Below are 17,137 nucleotides of genomic sequence, written 5' to 3'. Positions count from 1 at the left end.
TGGATCCATTCGTCCCCGGCGGGTGGAGGAGTGCGCAAGAGAAGAAGGAACGTTCGGCCAGGCTCGCTCGCCCTCGGGAGGGCCGAGAACCGGCTCGACGACAGGAGAACACTCAATGATCCAGCAGGAGTCGCGACTGAAGGTCGCCGACAACACCGGTGCCAAGGAGATCCTTTGCATCCGTGTGCTCGGCGGCTCGGGTCGGCGCTATGCGGGCATCGGCGACACGATCGTCGCCACCGTGAAGGACGCCATTCCCGGCGGCAACGTCAAGAAGGGCGAGGTCGTCAAGGCCGTCGTCGTGCGCGCGGCCAAAGAGCGTCGCCGCCCGGACGGCTCGTACATCCGCTTCGACGAGAACGCGGCCGTCATCCTCAGGAACAATGACAGCGAGCCGCGCGGCACGCGCATCTTCGGCCCCGTGGGCCGTGAGCTTCGCGAGAAGAAGTTCATGCGCATCGTCTCGCTCGCTCCGGAGGTGATCTGAACATATGGCACGCATCAAGAAGGGCGACCAGGTCATCGTCATCGCGGGCAAGGACAAGGGCAAGACGGGCCGCGTGCTCCAGGTGATGCCGGGCGTCGACCGCGTCATCGTCGAGGGCGTCCAGCGCGTCACCAAGCATGTCAGGGCCGGGCAGACCGCGCAGGGCGCCCGCACCGGCGGCATCGAGACGGTGGAGGCTCCGATCCACATCTCCAATGTCATGCCCGTCGACCCCAAGACCAAGAAGCGCACCCGCGTCGGCTTCCGCGTCGAGGAGGGCGTGCGTCCCAATGGCCGCAAGCGCACCGTTCGCGTGCGTTACGCCAAGAAGTCCGGGGAGGACCTGTGACCGTGACCGAGAAGACTGACAGGGCCGAGAAGATCACCCCGCGCCTCAAGACGAGGTACACCGAGGAGGTGCATCCGGCCCTCCGCAAGGAGTTCAAGCACGGCAACGTCATGGAGGTCGGGCGTCTCGTCAAGGTCGTCGTCAACATGGGTGTGGGCGAGGCCGCCCACGACTCCAAGATGATCGAGGGCGCCGTGCGCGACCTGGCCGCCATCACGGGCCAGAAGCCCCAGGTGACCCGGGCCCGCAAGTCCATCGCCCAGTTCAAGCTGCGCGAGGGCCAGCCGATCGGCGCTCACGTCACGCTGCGCGGCGACCGCATGTGGGAGTTCCTCGACCGCCTCATCTCGATCTCGCTTCCCCGGATCCGCGACTTCCGCGGTCTGTCCCCGAAGCAGTTCGACGGCAACGGCAACTACACCTTCGGTCTTACGGAGCAGGCCGTGTTCCACGAGATCGACCAGGACAAGATCGACCGCGTGCGCGGCATGGACATCACCGTGGTGACCACGGCCAAGACAGACGAGGAGGCCCGCTCGCTGCTGCGGCAGCTCGGCTTCCCCTTCAAGGAGAAGTGACATGGCGAAGACCGCTCTGATCGAGAAGGCCAACCGCAAGCCGAAGTTCGGCGTCCGCGCCTACACCCGCTGCCAGCGTTGCGGCCGGCCGCACTCGGTGTACCGCAAGTTCGGCCTGTGCCGTATCTGCCTGCGCGAGATGGCCCTGGGCGGCCAGCTCCCCGGCGTGAGCAAGTCCAGCTGGTAAGAACTTACGTCGCAGGTCCGCGAGGAAACCACGACGAGGAAGGGCCAAGGCCCACTCATGACTATGACAGACCCGATCGCAGACATGCTGACCCGTCTGCGCAACGCAAACAACGCCTACCACGACACCGTCTCAATGCCGTCGAGCAAGCTCAAGGTGAATATCGCCTCGATGCTCAAGAACGAGGGCTACATCGCCGGCTACGAGGTCGCCGACGCCGCGGTGGGCAAGACGCTCACGCTGAGCCTCAAGTACGGAGCCAACCGCCAACGGGCCATCCAGGGTCTCAAGCGCGTCTCCAAGCCCGGGCTGCGCGTCTACGCCAAGTCCACGAACCTGCCCAAGGTTCTCGGCGGCCTGGGGGTGGCGATCCTGTCCACCTCCTCCGGTCTCCTGACCGACAAGCAGGCCGAGTCCAGAGGTGTGGGCGGCGAAGTGCTCGCCTACGTCTGGTGAGATAGGGAGCGGAGGAGAATTCATGTCTCGTATCGGACGACTTCCCGTTCCGGTTCCCGCCGGAGTGGACGTCACCATCAAGGGCAACGATGTGACGGTCAAGGGCCCCAAGGGCACTCTGTCCCGCACAATCGCCCAACCACTGAGCGTCACCCGCCAGGAGGACGGCACCATCCTGGTGACCCGCCCTGATGACGAGCGCGAGTCCCGTTCACTGCACGGCTTGTCCCGCACGCTCATCAGCAACATGGTCGTCGGCGTCACCGAGGGCTACTCCAAGCAGCTCGAGATCGTCGGCACCGGATACCGGGCCGCCCAGAAGGGCGCCGGCGTCGAGCTCTCGCTCGGCTTCTCCCACACCGTGACCGTCGAGGCCCCCGAGGGCATCGAGCTGAAGGTCGAGGGGAACCTGAAGATCATCGTCTCGGGCATCTCCAAGGAGCAGGTCGGCGAGGTCGCCGCGAACATTCGCAAGATCCGCCCGCCGGAGCCGTACAAGGGCAAGGGTGTGCGCTACGCCGGCGAGAACGTGCGCCGCAAGGTCGGAAAGGCTGGTAAGTGACCATGGCTTACTCGATCAAGAGGACCAAGTCCAAGGCGGTGGCCCGCAAGCTTCGCCACCAGCGCGTGCGCAAGCGCGTCAACGGCACTCCGGAGCGTCCGCGCCTGGTCGTCAGCCGGTCCAACCGCCACATGGTGGCTCAGGTCGTGGACGACACCATCGGCCACACCCTGTGCGCCGCCTCCACGCTGGAGGAGGCCGCCAAGGGCGCCCCGGGTCACAAGGTGGGCGCCGCCCGCAGGGTGGGCGAGCTCGTGGCCGAGCGCGCCAGGGCCCTGGGCATTGAGACGGTCGTCTTCGACCGCGGCGGCAACAAGTACCACGGCCGTGTGGCGGCCGTCGCCGAGGGCGCCCGTGAGGCCGGCCTGACGCTGTGAGCAAGACGACGAGAAAGCAGAGGAGCATCTGATGGCTGCACCGCAGCGAAACAGGTCCGCGTCGTCCGGCGGCTCGGCCCAGCGCGACAATGAGCGTGGCGAGGCCCGCGGCCGCCGTGACCGCAACGACCGCCGCGATCGTCGCGACCGCGGAAACGACGACAAGTACATCGAGCGCGTCGTCACCATCAACCGCGTGTCCAAGGTCGTCAAGGGCGGTCGCCGCTTCACCTTCACGGCGCTGGTCGTTGTCGGCGACGGCGAGGGCACCGTGGGCGTCGGCTACGGCAAGGCGAAGGAGGTCCCCTCCGCCATCGCCAAGGCTGTCGAGATCGCGAAGAAGAATTTCTTCCACGTCCCGATGATCCGTCGCACGATTCCCCACCTCGTTCAGGGCGAGGACTCCGCCGGAGTCGTCCTCCTGCGGCCGGCCTCCCCCGGTACCGGCGTTATCGCGGGCGGTCCGGTGCGCGCCGTGCTGGACTGCGCCGGCGTTCACGACGTCCTGACGAAGTCCCTCGGCTCCTCCAACGCGATCAACATCGTGCACGCGACGGTGGACGCGTTGAGCAAGCTCGAGCAGCCCGAGAACGTCGCGGCTCGCCGCGGACTGCCCCTGGAGGACGTCGCCCCGCAGTCCATGCTGCGGGCCCGCGCGGAGGGCGAGGCCGACAGGCGCGTCGAGGCTGAGAAGAAGGAGGCCGTCAAGGCCGCTGAAGGAGTGGGTGCGTAATGGCTACCGCCAAGCAGATCAGGGTGACTCAGGTTCGCTCGGGCATCGGCGGCACGCGCCGCCAGCGCGAGACGCTGAAGTCTCTCGGCCTGCGTAAGATCCGCCAGTCCGTCGTTCGCGAGGACAACGCGTCCGTCCGCGGCATGATTGCCAAGGTGACGCACCTCGTCACCGTTGAGGAGGCCTGAGATGGCTGATATCAGGAAGACCGGGGAGGACGCCGGGGAGCAGCCGCAGATCATCAGGCTGCACCACCTCCGCCCCGCCCCGGGCTCGAAGAAGGCCAAGACCCGGGTGGGCCGCGGTGAGGCCTCCAAGGGCAAGACCGCGGGCCGGGGGACCAAGGGCACCAAGGCCCGCCGCCAGGTCCGCCCTGGTTTCGAGGGCGGCCAGATGCCGCTGCACATGCGGCTGCCCAAGCTCCGCGGCTTCAAGAACCCCAACCGCATCGAGTATCAGCCCGTCAACGTCGGCCGCATCGCCGAGCTCTTCCCGGCCGGCGGCACCATCACGGTGGAGGATCTCGTGGCCGCGGGCGCCGTCCGCAAGCACCGCCCGGTGAAGGTTCTGGGATCTGGCGATGTGGATGTCAGGCTCGATGTCGTCGTCGATGCCTGGTCCGGTTCCGCCAAGGAGAAGATCGAGGCGGCCGGCGGATCCCTCACCGCTCGCTGAGCGCAGAGCGGGTACGCGAGCGAACGCCCCGGTTCGGGAGGGCAGCGGCCCTCGCCGCCCGGGGCGTTTCGCTTGATGGCTCCCTCGCCCCGTCCTCCGGGAGCGCCGTCGTCCCGGAGGCGTGACCGATACCCTGTTGCGACCGGGCAACGAGAGGGTAACAGCCGCATGAGGCAGGGTAGGGTGGCCAGCGGCGCTTTTCCGGCGCCGGAGCGTCGGCGCCCGTAACGGGCGGACGGCGTCATGACACCTTCCGCAACCCAGAGGAGACCGAGTGCTCAGCGCGTTCATGCAGGCGTTCAGGACGCCGGACCTCAGGGCGAAGCTCCTCTTCACCCTGGGCATCATGGCTCTGTTCCGTCTGGGGTCGGTCATGCCGACGCCGGGCGTGGACCTGGCCAATGTCCAGCAGTGCATCGGCTGGAGCAAGGAGCAGAACGGGCCCGGATTGCTGAGCCTCATCGACATCTTCTCCGGCGGGGCCCTGCTCCAGCTGAGCGTCTTCGCGCTGGGCATCATGCCCTACATCACCGCGTCGATCATCATCCAGCTGCTGCGCGTGGTCATCCCCCGTTTCGAGGAGCTCTACAAGGAGGGGCAGTCGGGCACCGCCAAGCTCACCGAGTACACGCGCTACCTCACCATCGGCCTGGGCCTCCTGCAGTCATCGACCATCGTCGCCACGGCCGCCGCCGGCAGGCTCTTCGGCAACTGCCCCTCGGCGGTCATCCCCGACAGCTCCGCCCTCAATCTGGCGCTCATGGTCGTGACGATGACGGCCGGCACGGGCCTCATCATGTGGCTGGGCGAGCTCATCACCGAGCGCGGCATCGGCAACGGCATGTCGCTGCTCATCTTCACCTCGATCGTCGCCCGCATGCCCCAGAACCTGCTGTCCATCGCCCGGGGCAACGGTGGCGTCTCCAAGTTCCTCGTCGTGATCGCCGTCATCCTGGTGGCCACGGTCGCGGTCGTCTTCATCGAGCAGGCCACGCGCCGCATCCCGGTCCAGTACGCCAAGCGCATGGTCGGCCGGCGCCAGTACGGAGGGTCGACCACGTACATCCCCGTCAAGATCAACACCGCGGGCGTCATCCCGGTCATCTTCGCATCATCGATCCTGTCCATGCCGCAGCTCATCGCCCAGTTCGGCAACCGGGCCAGCTCGTGGGTCCAGTGGATCGAGAGGAATCTTCATCAGACGGCCCCGTTCTACCTCGTCGGCTACGGCGTCCTCATTCTCTTCTTCACCTTCTTCTACACGGCGATCACCTTCAACCCCGAGGAGATCGCGGACAACATGAAGAAGTACGGCGGATTCATCCCCGGCATCCGCGCCGGCGAGCCGACGGCGAGCTACCTCAGATACGTCATCAACAGGGTGACGGTGGCGGGCTCGTTCTACCTCGTGGTGCTGGCCCTGCTGCCAACCATCGCAGTCATCTGGCTCGGCCTGTCCCAGAACCTGCCCTTCGGCGGCACGACCATCCTTATTATGGTCGGGGTCGGTCTCCAGACGGTCAAGGAGATCAACTCCCAGCTCCAGCAGCGCCACTACGAAGGGTTCCTCTCATGAGTGCACGCATGGTCCTCCTCGGTCCCCCCGGGGCCGGTAAGGGCACCCAGGCCGCTCGGATCTCCGAGCGCCTGTCCGTCCCGGCCATCTCCACCGGTGATATCTTCCGCGCCAACGCCCAGGGGGAGACCGAGCTCGGCAAGCGGGCCAAGCAGTACATGGACAGGGGCGAGTACGTTCCCGATTCCGTGACCAATGCGATGGTCAAGGACCGTCTGGCCGCGGAGGACGCAGCGCAGGGCTTCCTCCTGGACGGTTACCCTCGTACCGAGGCTCAGGTTCACGAGCTCGACGCCATGCTGGCCGAGGCCGGCCTCGCCCTGGATGTCGTCCTGGAGATCACAGCGGACGCCGAGGTCGTCGTCGAGCGCCTGCTCAAGCGCGCCACCGAGCAGAATCGGGCCGACGACACCGAGTCGGTCATCCGTCGCCGTCTCGAGGTCTACGCCGAGCAGACCGAGCCGTTGGCGTCGCTGTACGAGGCCCGCGGCCTGCTCGTGCGCGTCGATGGCATCGGCGACGTCGATGAGGTCACCGAGCGCATGATGGCTGCGCTCGCCGCTCGTACGACGACCTGACCGGACTGCCGTCGCGGCCGTTCCGTCGCGCGCAGTCATGACTGCGGCCGGCGACGACCCAGTAGGGAGCAGCGACTGGCGCGGCCGGCGGCGACTCGCCCTGACAGCAGCCCCGACCCGGCGAAGACAGCGACGGCGGCAACGGCGATGACGACGCGTCGGCGCCTTCCGCGGATGCTCCGCCACCACACGCAGGAGGAAGCGTGAGACTGCGCAACCGCATCGAGATCAAGACACCCGACCAGGTGCGTCACATGCGGCGCGCGGGCCTCGTCGTCGCAGACATCCACGCCGCCCTGCGGGAGGCGGTACGACCGGGGGCGACGACCGGCGAGCTCGACGCCGTGTGCGCGGCGACGATCGAGCGCGCAGGCGCCCACTCCAACTTCCTGGGGTACTACGACTATCCGGCGACGGTGTGCGTCTCGGTCAACGAGGAGGTCGTGCACGGCATCCCGGGCGAACGGGAGCTCCGCGAGGGCGACCTGGTCACCTTCGACTGCGGGGCCTACGTGCTCGATGAGTCCGGTACCCAGTGGCACGGCGACGCGGCCTTCACCACCGTCGTCGGCGGCCGCTACGCCAGCGATTCCGACCGGATCCTGGACTCCACGACCCACCGTGCGCTGTGGGCCGCCATCGCCTCCCTCGCCCGGGCGATGGCCGGCGAGGCCCCCGGTCGAGCCGGGCGCCTGAACGCGGTCGGCGACACCGTCGAGGACGTCGTGGCGGAGGCCCGCCGTGATCATGACATCCCCATCGGCATCCTCGAGGACTACGTCGGCCATGGGATCGGCACCGCCATGCACATGGCGCCCGACGTCCTGAACTACTCCGTCAAGCGCAGGGGGCCCCGCCTGCAACCGGGCATGGTACTCGCCGTCGAGCCGATGCTCGCCGCCGGAGAGCCCGAGGTCGAGGAGCTCGACGACGGGTGGACGGTGGTGACGGTCGACGGATCACGTGCTGCTCAGTGGGAGCACACGGTGGCGCTGGTCCCGGGCGGCGTCTGGGTCCTGACCGCCTCCGACGGGGGAGTGGAGGGACTGGATCCCTACGGCATCGAGCCGCGGCCGCTGCGCTGAGGCGGCCGATCCGGTGTGTCCGGAAACACCACTGCGACGTTCGATCTCGCATGGTGGTATACGAGCGGCCTGTCGTATTCTTGGCAGTCGGTGCGCCAGGCGGTCCGGCGTGCTCGCGTCCTCAGTCCGCGCGGGGTTTCCGCGACGGCGCGGGCGGGCACCGGGCCCGAGAGCGCGTCGTCCGGCGGCGACGTCGTCGGAGGAACTCGAGCGAGAAAGCACCGGCGGAGGAACATGGCTAAGAAGGATGGCGTCATCGAGGTCGAGGGTTCGGTCGTCGAGGCCCTTCCGAACGCGATGTTCCGGGTGGAGCTGAGCAACGGGCACGTCGTGCTCGCGCACATCTCCGGCAAGATGCGGCAGCACTACATCCGCATCCTCCCCGAGGACCGCGTGGTCGTGGAGCTGAGCCCCTACGATCTGTCTCGCGGCCGCATCGTCTATCGGTACAAGTGACAGTCCTCCCCGCACGGGGACGACGGAGGAACATCATGAAGGTCAAGCCGAGCGTGAAGAAGATCTGTGACAACTGCAAGGTGATTCGTCGCCATGGCCGCGTCATGGTCATCTGCTCCAACCCGCGGCACAAGCAGCGTCAGGGCTGAGCCCTCGCGCGGTCACCTCGCCAGTGGCCACAACATCAGCATCCACCTCAGCGGCGATCGGCTCGCGTCGACACCGCAACCCCCGGTTCTCGGAGGCCGGGGCCGTCCGGCACGTGGCGGAGAGGCGGGTGACGACCTCCGGGAGCACATGAGGAGAACCACTGCAGTGGCACGTATTTCCGGTGTCGACCTGCCTCGTGACAAGCGAGTCGAGGTCGCCCTGACCTACATCTTCGGGATCGGCCGCACCCGCGCGGGCGAGACCCTCGCGGCCACCGGGATCAATCCGGACACCCGTGTCAAGGACCTCACCGAGGACGAGCTGGTCGCCCTGCGCGGTCACATCGAGGCGAGCTACCGGGTGGAGGGCGACCTTCGCCGCGAGGTCCAGGCCGACATCCGCCGCAAGATCGAGATCGGCTGCTACCAGGGCCTGCGCCATCGCCGTCACCTCCCGGTTCACGGTCAGCGCACCAAGACCAACGCGCGTACCCGCAAGGGCCCCAAGCGCACCGTTGCCGGTAAGAAGAAGGCCAAGTAAGCAGCAGCCCACGGCGCCGGCTCGATCGCCCGCCGTGGAACGACGACCTCATCGAAGAAGAAGGAAGAATGCCTCCCAAGACCCGCTCCGCCGTGCGCAAGCCGCGCCGCAAGGACCGCAAGAACGTGACCCATGGTCACGCCTACATCAAGTCGACCTTCAACAACACGATCGTGTCCCTGACCGACCCCCACGGCGCTGTCATCGCCTGGGCCTCATCCGGTCAGGTTGGTTTCAAGGGCTCTCGCAAGTCCACGCCCTACGCCGCCCAGCTCGCTGCGGAGGCGGCCGCTCGTCGGGCGCAGGAGCACGGCATGAAGAAGGTCGATGTCTTCGTCAAGGGACCGGGCTCCGGTCGCGAGACCGCCATCCGCTCCCTCCAGGCCGCGGGCCTCGAGGTCGGTTCCATCACGGACGTGACTCCCCAGGCCCACAACGGTTGCCGTCCTCCGAAGCGCCGCCGCGTCTGAGGCTCCACGGGAGTCGGCGTCCCCGCTCATCCGAAGGGTCGGGGGCGCCGACGACTGAACGGGCTCATCCCGCCGGGATGGGCCGGCCGCCGCCCGGGTCCCGTCCCGACGGCAGCCGCACCATGAGGAACGGCGTCATATAGCGGGCGCCGCGACGAAAGGAAACCCAGTGCTCATTGCACAGCGACCCGCGCTCTCCGAGGAGGTCGTCGAGGAGAACCGCCGCTCGCGATTCGTCATCGAGCCCCTCGAGCCCGGTTTCGGATACACGCTCGGCAACTCCCTGCGCCGGACGCTGCTGTCGTCCATCCCGGGCGCGGCCGTGACGTCCGTGCGCATCGACGGAGTTCCGCACGAGTTCCGCACCATCGCCGGAGTCAAGGAGGATGTCACGCAGATCATCCTCAACATCAAGGAGATCGTGCTCTCGAGCGAGAACGACGAGCCCGTCGTCATGTACCTGCGCAAGTCCGGTCCGGGCGTTGTCACCGCCGGCGACATCACCCCGCCTGCCGGCGTCGAGATCCACAATCCGGAACTTGTGATCGCCGCCCTCAACGAGAAGGGAAAGCTCGAGATCGAGTTGACGGTCGAGCGCGGTCGCGGTTACGTCTCGGCCAACCAGAACAAGGATCCGAACGCGGAGATCTCCCGGATTCCCGTGGACTCGATCTACTCGCCCGTCAAGAAGGTCTCCTATGCCGTTGAGGCCACCCGAGTCGAGCAGCGCACCGACTTCGACCGTCTCATCGTCGATGTCGAGACGAAGGCCTCCATGACCCCCCGCGACGCCCTGGCCTCCGCGGGCAAGACGCTGGTCGAGCTCTTCGGGCTCGCTCGCGAGCTCAACGTCGAGGCGGAGGGCATCGAGGTCGGCCCCTCGCCCATGGACCAGGCTCTGCAGCAGGACCTGGCGCTCATGATCGACGAGCTGGATCTGCAGGCGCGCTCCTCCAACGCCCTCAAGCGCGAGGGTATTCACACCGTCGGCGAGCTCGTCGCGCGCAGTGAGGCGGACCTGCTCGACATCCGCAACTTCGGTGCCAAGTCGATCTCCGAGATCAAGGAGAAGCTGGCCGAGCTGGGCCTGTCCCTCAAGGGATCCCCGGTCGACTACGTCTCCGAGGACGACTACACCAGCCCCACGTTCAGCGACGAGCAGCAGGCCTGAGCCCGCCCGTCATTTCATTAGGAGACAGAACAATGCCTCGCCCCACCAAAGGCCCTCGCCTGGGCGGCTCCGCCCAGCACGAGCGCCACATGCTGGCCAACCTCGCCACGCAGCTCCTCGTCCACGAGTCGATCACGACGACGGAGGCCCGCGCCCGACGCCTGCGCCCCTACGTCGAGAAGCTCATCACCAAGGGCAAGCGCGGTGATCTGCACGCCCGCCGCACCGTGCTGAAGAAGGTGACGGACAAGTACGCCGTGTACCGCCTCTTCGAGAAGATCGCCCCGCAGCTCGAGGGACGCGACGGCGGTTACACCCGCATCGTCAAGACTCTGCCGCGCAAGGGCGACAACGCCCCCATGGCCGTGATCTCACTCGTGCTCGAGCCCGTGGCCAAGAAGGAGGTCGTGGCCGATGCCGTCACGACGGCCGGCAGGGCCGCGGCGAAGGCCGCCGCCGAGGCCTCGGGCGCCGGTCCCGTCGAGGCCGCCGGGGCCAGGGCGGCCGGTGAGTCGGAGGAGTCGACGAGCTCGGCGGACGACGCGGAGTCCGTCGCCGATGCGGGCGCGGCCCGGGAGGACGACGCCTGAGCCCCGATAGCCCTCGGCTCGTCCTGTGGGGCCCTCCCGCCGAACGGCGGGAGGGCCCCACAGTTGTTTCCCGTCCCCTCTTCCGCACTCTTCCGCGCTTCTGTCGCCTGCATCTCAGAATGACATCTTTGTCGTGACAAGGCTCACGCTTGAATTTGATAAACGCGCCTCATGAGGTTTCTCTTCGATCACGATCGCGCTACGCTGAACCGGTAACTCAAGTTGCGATCTACCCCTATGGAGTTCCCATGCCTCTAGCAAGAACAATTGCCAGCAGGTCGGTCACCCGCTCCCTGGCGCGGCGTATGGTCGGTGTGTTCGCAGCCGCCGGCCTCGCCACGACCCTGGGATGGGCCGCCGCGGCTGTGCCGGCGGCGCAGGCCGACGACTCGACGCCGGTGAAGGTCACCAATGTCGTCACGACGTCGAGGCAGGCCGAAGCGTGGCAGGAGATCGGCATCAACGCCGACTGGACCGCCGATTCCCCCAAGGCCGGGCAGACTCTGACAGTCGATCTCGGCAACGGACTGCGCTGGGCCAGCGGCGTTGACTTCAAGCTCGTCAAGAAGGGCGACGACAGCGTCGACCTCGGAGACTGCACCGCCGAGATCAACTCGAAGCACCTCACCTGCACTCTCAACTCCACCGTCGAGCAGTGGAGCCACATCGACGGCACCCTGTGGGCCCGCGGTCAGATCACCAACGAGCTGATCGGCCAGAAGGAGACGACGATCAATGTCAACGGCAAGGACTTCAAGGTCGTTCCGGGTGACAGCGATGGCGACGGCGTCTGCGACACGGACCACTGCGATGGGGTGATCCCCGAGCAGCCCCTGAAGAAGACCATCAAGACCGGGTGGCTGAGCGACCTGAAGAACGGCACGTACACGTGGACGTGGGCGGTCAACGTCTACGGCGCGACGTCCTACACCATCGTCGACGCCGATGCCGCCTTCCACAATGTCGAGTGCACGGACACCGACTGGTCCAAGACGTGGATTCCGGCGGACGTCAAGAATGACGAGGCCACTCACACGCTGACCTGGACGACGTCCTCCACGGAGACCGTGTGCCGCGTCTACTACACGTCCACCTCGGCCGTGGACACCGCCGGCAACACGGCGACGGTGAACGGCAAGAACCAGGTCGCCGAGGCGAGGGCGATGACCGTCGGCTCCGGTGACGGCGACGGCTCCAACCCCACTCCGCCCGCCACGCCGACTCCGACGACCGAGCCCAGCGTCACGCCTGAGCCCAGCTCCTCCCCCTCGTCGCCCTCCATGCAGGAGCCGACTCCTTCGCCGACCAGCTCCAAGGGCGTTCCGGAGATCCACGAGCGTCCCACCGCCCCGCCGATCCCGGACGAGCCCGCTCCGCCGGCCGCTCCCGTTCCCGAGGAGCGCGGTCCCGTCGGCCCCGCGCCTGAGAACCCGGCTCCCGCCGCTCCCGCGCCTGAGAACCCGGCTCCCGCGGCGCCTGCGGACCCGGCTCCCGCCGGTCCGCAGGAGCCCTCCGCCAGCCAGCCGGCCGCTTCGAAGACGCCCGAGGCCAAGAAGCCCGCGCTTGCTCGCACCGGTGCCGCTGCCGGCGTGACCGGCCTGGTCGCTGTTGCCGCTCTCGCCGCTGGTGGTCTGGGTCTGAAGCTGGCTCGCCGCCGCGCCTGAGGCGCCTCATAGCGCACGAGGCCGAGCGCGTCGATAGCGCATCCGCTCTCATCGGCCCCCGACTCGCGGAGAGTCGGGGGCCGATGCATGTCCGGCGGACTGAGGTTCTCAGGCGCCGGCGCCGCGAGTCATGTCCCAGCACCGCGCGCCGCCGGTCATGCCCGCCTCGTTGGGGACCACGACGACGTCGTCGCCGATCCTGTTCAGCTGGAAGGCGGTGATGCGACGGGAGTTCCCACCGCCGAGGTACAGGCGGTCCCACAAGTACATGGGTCGCAGGGCATCGACCACCCGTCGCACGCGGCGCGACCAGTGCGCGTCACCCAGGCGCAGGCGCTCGTGCTCTCCGATGTAGTCGTCGTAGGTCAGCCCCCAGCGCACCGGACCCTGGGAGACCTCGACGTGCGGGGCGAGCAACCCGTTGTCGAAGACCGCGTTGCCCAGTCCCGTTCCCAACGTCACGATCATCTCGTGGCCGTGGCCGGTGACGACTCCGCAGCCCGCCACCTCGGCGTCGTTGAGAATGAGGGAGGGGATGCCGAGGCGGTTACTGATCGCCCTGCCCATGTCGAAACGCGCCCACTGCTCGACCAGCTCGGGCAGCACCCGCGACCGAGGGCCGTCCCGGGTGATGTAGTGGGGCGTGGCGATGACGACGCCATGGCGGATCATGCCCGGCATGCCCACGGTGACGCGGTCGGCGTCGGGCAGTTGCTCGGCAAGGCCTGAGATCGTCTCGACCAGCTTGACGGGCGGCAGCGGGTAGGGCGTGGGGGTGCGCACGGCACGGGAGACGATGGCGCCCTCGGCATCGAGCACCGACGCCTTGATTCCGCCGCCGCCGCAGTCGACGGAGAGCGTGAAGATCGTGGTCACGGGCATGACGCTACCGTCGACTGCGGCGGCGCGTCCGACGGCGGGTGCGCGGACGTGATCGAATGGCGTCATGACCGATGCTCCTCCCACCGCCCGGGAGTGCGGGCCGCAGACCCTCCGAGTGCGCCTCGACCTCTCCTACGACGGCTCCGCCTTCAACGGCTGGGCCGCGCAGCCGGGGCTGCGCACCGTCGAGGGCGTCCTCGCCTCCGCGCTGAGCACCGTTCTGCGCTGTCCCGTGAAGCTGACGGTGGCCGGTCGTACCGATGCCGGTGTCCACGCCGCCGCGCAGGTGGTGCATCTGGATGTGAGCGAGGAGGCCTGGTCGCGGTTGCCCGGCCGCTCCGATCGGCTCCCCGAGGCCGCTCTGCTCACCCGTTTGGCAGGGGTCCTGACGCGCGAGGCCCGAAGCAGTCTGCCCGGCACACCTCGCGGAGCCGCCGATATCGCGGTCGTCGGCGCCCGCGTGGTGCCCGGCTCCTTCGATGCCCGGTTCTCCGCCCTCAGTCGTCGCTACACCTACCGGATCGCCGACGCCGGCGCCCGGAGGGACCCGACTCGCCGTGGCACCGTCCTGTGGCTCCCCGACTCCCTCGACGTCGCCGCCATGGCCTCCTCGACCGCTCCTCTCCTGGGCGAGCACGACTTCCTGTCCTACTGCAGGCCGCGGGCCGGGGCGACGACCATCCGTACCCTGCGCCGCCTGGACTGGCGGCGCAGGGCCGATGACGCCCGTGGTGACGCCGGGCTCGTCACCCTTGACGTGGTGGCCGACGCCTTCTGCCACTCCATGGTGCGGTCACTGGTAGGCGCCGGGCTCGCCGTCGGACAAGGGCGCAAGTCACCGGCATGGCCCGGGGAGCTCTTGGCGATGCGCTCGCGCGATGGCGCCGCACCGGTCGCTCCTCCCCACGGCCTCACTTTGGAGGAGGTCGTTTATCCGGCCGACGATGACGCGGCCGCGCAGGCGGCCCGCGCCCGAGTCGTGCGTCGCCGCACCTGCTGACGCCGGCGGAGGCGCGTGGCGGCCGGGAACGGTCGTCGGCGACGTCCCGGGCAGCCGGGGGCGCGTGGCGGGATTCACGATGCGGGGCGGAGCTGTTTCTTTGACCCTTCTCCCGTATCGCCGGTATCGTTGGTAACCGTCGTGCAGCACGTGATTGCATCCGTGGTGTTATCCCACTCGCCCGGGTCTCCGGTGCTCCGACCACTCACCCGACCACGGTGGTCTCGTCGTCCAGTGATGCTTCAGTGCTGGAGCCGACGTGTCCACTCGCCAAAGAGAAACGAAGGCAACGCCCGTGCGCACGTACACACCGAAGCCTGGCGACGTCGAGAAGAACTGGTACGTCATTGACGCCACCGATGTCGTTCTCGGCCGCCTCGCGGCTCAGGCCGCGAACCTGCTCCGTGGGAAGCACAAGCCCCGGTTCGCCCCCAATGAGGACTGCGGCGACTACGTCATCATCGTCAACGCCGACAAGGTCGTCCTGACCAACGGCAAGGCCGACAAGAAGTTCGCCTACCGCCACTCGGGCTATCCCGGCGGCCTCAGGGCGGTCTCCTATCGCGACCTGCTGGAGAACCGTCCCGAGCGCGCTGTCGAGAAGGCCATCAAGGGCATGGTGCCTCACACCAAGCTCGGCCGCGCTCAGCTCAAGAAGCTCAAGGTCTACGCGGGCGCGGAGCATCCGCACGCCTCGCAGAACCCGCAGGCCTTCGAAATCACCCAGGTCGCCCAGTAAGCGCTCTGGCGCTCGGCACACCGCGACAAGCAAAGGACACATCGTGGCTGAGACCACTGTCGATATCGATACGCTGGACGGGGAGAGCGTCCCCTCCAGCTACACCACCGAGTCCGCCGGCTCCTCCGAGGGCCGCGGTCGGTCCGTCACCGCTCCCGGCGCCGGCCTGGGCCGCCGCAAGGAAGCCGTTGCCCGCGTCCGTCTCATTCCCGGCACCGGTCAGTGGACCCTCAACGGGCGGAGCCTGGAGGACTACTTTCCCAACAAGCTGCACCAGCAGCTCGTGAGGGCCCCCTTCACCGTCCTCGACCTCGAAGGGCGTTTCGATGTCATCGCCCGCATCAACGGCGGTGGTGTCTCCGGACAGGCCGGAGCCCTGCGTCTGGGCATCGCCCGAGCCCTCAACGAGATCGACCGTGACGCCAATCGCGCCACTCTCAAGAAGGCGGGCTTCCTGACCCGCGACGCCCGCGTGGTCGAGCGCAAGAAGGCCGGACTGCACAAGGCACGCCGCGCTCCGCAGTACTCCAAGCGCTGATTCGACGCCGCGGCACCAGACCCGCGCACATGCGCCGCGCCCCGCCTCCCCGTCATCTCGACGGTGGACGGCGGGGCGCCGTTGTGCGCGCTCCGAGGCGCGCCGAGTGGGATCGTCGTCCCGATGTCATGAGCCATCAGGGCCCGCGCGACACCGCAGTGAAGGCGATGCGAAACCGTGGGGGTCCAACCTCCTGGCATGACAGCCATGACAGCACAGCGAGCGCACAAGGCGCCCATGAGTATCCTCGTCGTCGGCCTGGGGGTGATCGGGGCGACGTACGGGTACCTCTTCCAGAAGGCCGGTCAGCACGTTGAGCACCTGGTCCGGGAGAGCAGTGCCAGGGCCGAGATCCGCTCGCTCGAGGTGGAGATCCTCGATGGCCGCAGCGATCCGAAAGGCGCGCTGTCCCACGACCGCTATGGCGTTCGCCACCGGACGCGCACCAGCTACGACCTCATCCTGGTCTCGGTGCCGCAAGGCAGAGTCGCCGAGGTGATGGGCAACCTCGATGCGGACGGCATCGAGGGGCCCGTTCTTCTGTTCTGCGGGTTCTGGGGGGAGCGCGAGGAGCTCAATCGCCTGGCGGCCGACCGCGACGTCATCCTGGGGTACCCGGTGGCGGGCGGGAGCATCACGGGGAGCCGGCTCACCTGCTGCGTCTTCGACCACGTCATGCTGGAGCGGCGCGACAAGGCCCGATTCTCCGGCTACGAGCGGGTGGAGGCGCTGTTCGCCTCCTGCGGCATCGGCCTCGAGCGCCCCTACGACATGCTCGAGTGGATCTGGCTGCACATGGCGATCAATGCCGGCGTCGGCGCCGTGGCGGGGATGCACGGCGGCATCGAGGACACGACGCGCTCCGCCGAGCAGCTCATGGGCTCGACCAGGATGCTCGCCCGAGTGGTCAGGGCGATCCGTGAGACGTCGCGGATCGTGGCGTCGCGCGGCGTCGACCTGAGGCGCTACCGCGGCGAGATGTTCGCCTACAGGCTGCCGACAGTCGTTTCCGCTCCCCTGATGAAACGCATGTTCGCCAGGAATCTCCTCACGCGCAGGATCATGACGCTGCACGGCAACACCGGCGACCTGCTGTTCGTCTGCGGAACCGTCTACGAGCAGGGCCGGGTCAACGGGATTCCCGCCCCCGTCTTCTACGAGAGCTACGAGGCGGCCCGGGCCAAGGCGGCTCGTCATGAATCCGGCGATGTCGATACTGATCGTCGTTAAGAGGGCCGGCGGAAGACGCAGCACCCCGTGCCGGGCCCATCCGGCAGCGGCCCCGGCCGACCGG

General features: G+C 68.0%; 24 protein-coding genes and 1 pseudogene. 24 read left to right on the top strand and 1 reads right to left on the bottom strand.

What is annotated here, in order from left to right:
• Positions 1 to 115: 115 nt before the first annotated feature.
• The 20 genes and pseudogenes from rplN to G448_RS0102290 all read left to right on the top strand — a co-directional run bounded on the left by rplN (position 116) and on the right by G448_RS0102290 (position 12,684).
• Entirely contained in the window at positions 116 to 487 is a 372-nt protein-coding gene (gene rplN / locus G448_RS0102385) for a 50S ribosomal protein L14 (protein WP_026406678.1), read from the top strand.
• Positions 488 to 491: 4 nt separating this feature from the next.
• Complete coding sequence (gene rplX / locus G448_RS0102380) at positions 492 to 836, top strand: 50S ribosomal protein L24 (protein WP_026406677.1); 345 nt, start codon at positions 492 to 494, stop codon at positions 834 to 836.
• Between the two features lie 32 nt (positions 837 to 868).
• A complete protein-coding gene (gene rplE / locus G448_RS0102375; protein WP_026406676.1) occupies positions 869 to 1,414 on the top strand; it encodes a 50S ribosomal protein L5 in 546 nt (181 codons plus the stop codon).
• 1 nt (position 1,415) lies between these two features.
• Positions 1,416 to 1,601, top strand: a complete 186-nt coding sequence (locus tag G448_RS0102370; protein WP_026406675.1) for a type Z 30S ribosomal protein S14 — start codon at positions 1,416 to 1,418, stop codon at positions 1,599 to 1,601.
• 57 nt (positions 1,602 to 1,658) lie between these two features.
• The gene (gene rpsH / locus G448_RS0102365) at positions 1,659 to 2,057 is read left to right on the top strand and encodes a 30S ribosomal protein S8 (protein ID WP_026406674.1); all 399 of its coding nucleotides are present in this window, start codon (positions 1,659 to 1,661) and stop codon (positions 2,055 to 2,057) included.
• A 22-nt stretch (positions 2,058 to 2,079) separates the two neighbouring features.
• Positions 2,080 to 2,619, top strand: a complete 540-nt coding sequence (gene rplF, locus G448_RS0102360) for a 50S ribosomal protein L6 (protein ID WP_026406673.1) — start codon at positions 2,080 to 2,082, stop codon at positions 2,617 to 2,619.
• 2 nt (positions 2,620 to 2,621) lie between these two features.
• Positions 2,622 to 2,996, top strand: coding sequence for a 50S ribosomal protein L18 (gene rplR / locus G448_RS0102355; RefSeq protein ID WP_026406672.1), 375 nt, complete (start codon positions 2,622 to 2,624; stop codon positions 2,994 to 2,996).
• A 31-nt stretch (positions 2,997 to 3,027) separates the two neighbouring features.
• Positions 3,028 to 3,729: a 30S ribosomal protein S5 gene (rpsE, locus tag G448_RS0102350; RefSeq protein WP_026406671.1), complete on the top strand. Its 702-nt coding sequence runs from the start codon at positions 3,028 to 3,030 to the stop codon at positions 3,727 to 3,729.
• On the top strand, positions 3,729 to 3,917 hold the full coding sequence (rpmD, locus tag G448_RS0102345; RefSeq protein WP_026406670.1) for a 50S ribosomal protein L30: 189 nt from the start codon (positions 3,729 to 3,731) through the stop codon (positions 3,915 to 3,917). The genes rpsE and rpmD overlap by 1 nt, the downstream gene beginning before the upstream one ends.
• Before the next feature lies 1 nt (position 3,918).
• Entirely contained in the window at positions 3,919 to 4,404 is a 486-nt protein-coding gene (rplO, locus tag G448_RS0102340; protein WP_034494108.1) for a 50S ribosomal protein L15, read from the top strand.
• Between the two features lie 274 nt (positions 4,405 to 4,678).
• Positions 4,679 to 5,980, top strand: coding sequence for a preprotein translocase subunit SecY (gene secY / locus G448_RS0102335; protein ID WP_026406668.1), 1,302 nt, complete (start codon positions 4,679 to 4,681; stop codon positions 5,978 to 5,980).
• Positions 5,977 to 6,558, top strand: a complete 582-nt coding sequence (locus G448_RS0102330; RefSeq protein WP_245572150.1) for an adenylate kinase — start codon at positions 5,977 to 5,979, stop codon at positions 6,556 to 6,558. Before secY ends, G448_RS0102330 begins: the two co-directional genes overlap by 4 nt.
• Before the next feature lie 203 nt (positions 6,559 to 6,761).
• Entirely contained in the window at positions 6,762 to 7,643 is an 882-nt protein-coding gene (gene map, locus G448_RS0102325; protein WP_026406666.1) for a type I methionyl aminopeptidase, read from the top strand.
• Between the two features lie 234 nt (positions 7,644 to 7,877).
• Positions 7,878 to 8,099, top strand: a complete 222-nt coding sequence (gene infA, locus G448_RS0102320) for a translation initiation factor IF-1 (RefSeq protein WP_003781847.1) — start codon at positions 7,878 to 7,880, stop codon at positions 8,097 to 8,099.
• Between the two features lie 35 nt (positions 8,100 to 8,134).
• Positions 8,135 to 8,248: a 50S ribosomal protein L36 gene (gene rpmJ, locus G448_RS0102315; RefSeq protein WP_026406665.1), complete on the top strand. Its 114-nt coding sequence runs from the start codon at positions 8,135 to 8,137 to the stop codon at positions 8,246 to 8,248.
• Positions 8,249 to 8,414: 166 nt separating this feature from the next.
• Positions 8,415 to 8,789, top strand: a complete 375-nt coding sequence (rpsM, locus tag G448_RS0102310; protein ID WP_026406664.1) for a 30S ribosomal protein S13 — start codon at positions 8,415 to 8,417, stop codon at positions 8,787 to 8,789.
• A 68-nt stretch (positions 8,790 to 8,857) separates the two neighbouring features.
• Positions 8,858 to 9,259: a 30S ribosomal protein S11 gene (rpsK, locus tag G448_RS0102305; protein WP_008729415.1), complete on the top strand. Its 402-nt coding sequence runs from the start codon at positions 8,858 to 8,860 to the stop codon at positions 9,257 to 9,259.
• A 169-nt stretch (positions 9,260 to 9,428) separates the two neighbouring features.
• On the top strand, positions 9,429 to 10,430 hold the full coding sequence (locus G448_RS0102300) for a DNA-directed RNA polymerase subunit alpha (RefSeq protein ID WP_026406663.1): 1,002 nt from the start codon (positions 9,429 to 9,431) through the stop codon (positions 10,428 to 10,430).
• Between the two features lie 32 nt (positions 10,431 to 10,462).
• A pseudogene (rplQ, locus tag G448_RS0102295) lies at positions 10,463 to 10,889 on the top strand (50S ribosomal protein L17); the annotation flags it as partial.
• A 436-nt stretch (positions 10,890 to 11,325) separates the two neighbouring features.
• Positions 11,326 to 12,684 (top strand): Ig-like domain-containing protein, encoded by a 1,359-nt coding sequence (locus G448_RS0102290; RefSeq protein ID WP_169720815.1) that lies wholly within the window; start codon positions 11,326 to 11,328, stop codon positions 12,682 to 12,684.
• Between the two features lie 108 nt (positions 12,685 to 12,792).
• Here G448_RS0102290 and G448_RS0102285 read toward each other — a convergent pair whose 3' ends face one another.
• On the bottom strand, positions 12,793 to 13,566 hold the full coding sequence (locus G448_RS0102285) for an ROK family protein (protein WP_051268570.1): 774 nt from the start codon (positions 13,564 to 13,566) through the stop codon (positions 12,793 to 12,795).
• 64 nt (positions 13,567 to 13,630) lie between these two features.
• Between G448_RS0102285 and G448_RS0102280 the strand changes: the two genes are divergently transcribed.
• The 4 genes from G448_RS0102280 to G448_RS0102265 all read left to right on the top strand — a co-directional run bounded on the left by G448_RS0102280 (position 13,631) and on the right by G448_RS0102265 (position 17,073).
• Positions 13,631 to 14,566, top strand: coding sequence for a tRNA pseudouridine synthase A (locus tag G448_RS0102280; RefSeq protein WP_026406659.1), 936 nt, complete (start codon positions 13,631 to 13,633; stop codon positions 14,564 to 14,566).
• A 295-nt stretch (positions 14,567 to 14,861) separates the two neighbouring features.
• Complete coding sequence (gene rplM / locus G448_RS0102275; RefSeq protein ID WP_026406658.1) at positions 14,862 to 15,305, top strand: 50S ribosomal protein L13; 444 nt, start codon at positions 14,862 to 14,864, stop codon at positions 15,303 to 15,305.
• A gap of 43 nt (positions 15,306 to 15,348) precedes the next feature.
• Positions 15,349 to 15,843: a 30S ribosomal protein S9 gene (rpsI, locus tag G448_RS0102270; protein ID WP_026406657.1), complete on the top strand. Its 495-nt coding sequence runs from the start codon at positions 15,349 to 15,351 to the stop codon at positions 15,841 to 15,843.
• Between the two features lie 237 nt (positions 15,844 to 16,080).
• Complete coding sequence (locus G448_RS0102265; protein ID WP_026406656.1) at positions 16,081 to 17,073, top strand: ketopantoate reductase family protein; 993 nt, start codon at positions 16,081 to 16,083, stop codon at positions 17,071 to 17,073.
• Positions 17,074 to 17,137: the final 64 nt, after the last annotated feature.

Origin of the sequence: Actinomyces gerencseriae DSM 6844 (assembly GCF_000429265.1) — a bacterium.
Taxonomy (GTDB): Bacteria; Actinomycetota; Actinomycetes; order Actinomycetales; family Actinomycetaceae; genus Actinomyces; species Actinomyces gerencseriae.
The sequence above is the reverse complement of the archived record's forward strand: the minus strand, read 5'-3'. Positions and strand labels throughout refer to the sequence as shown.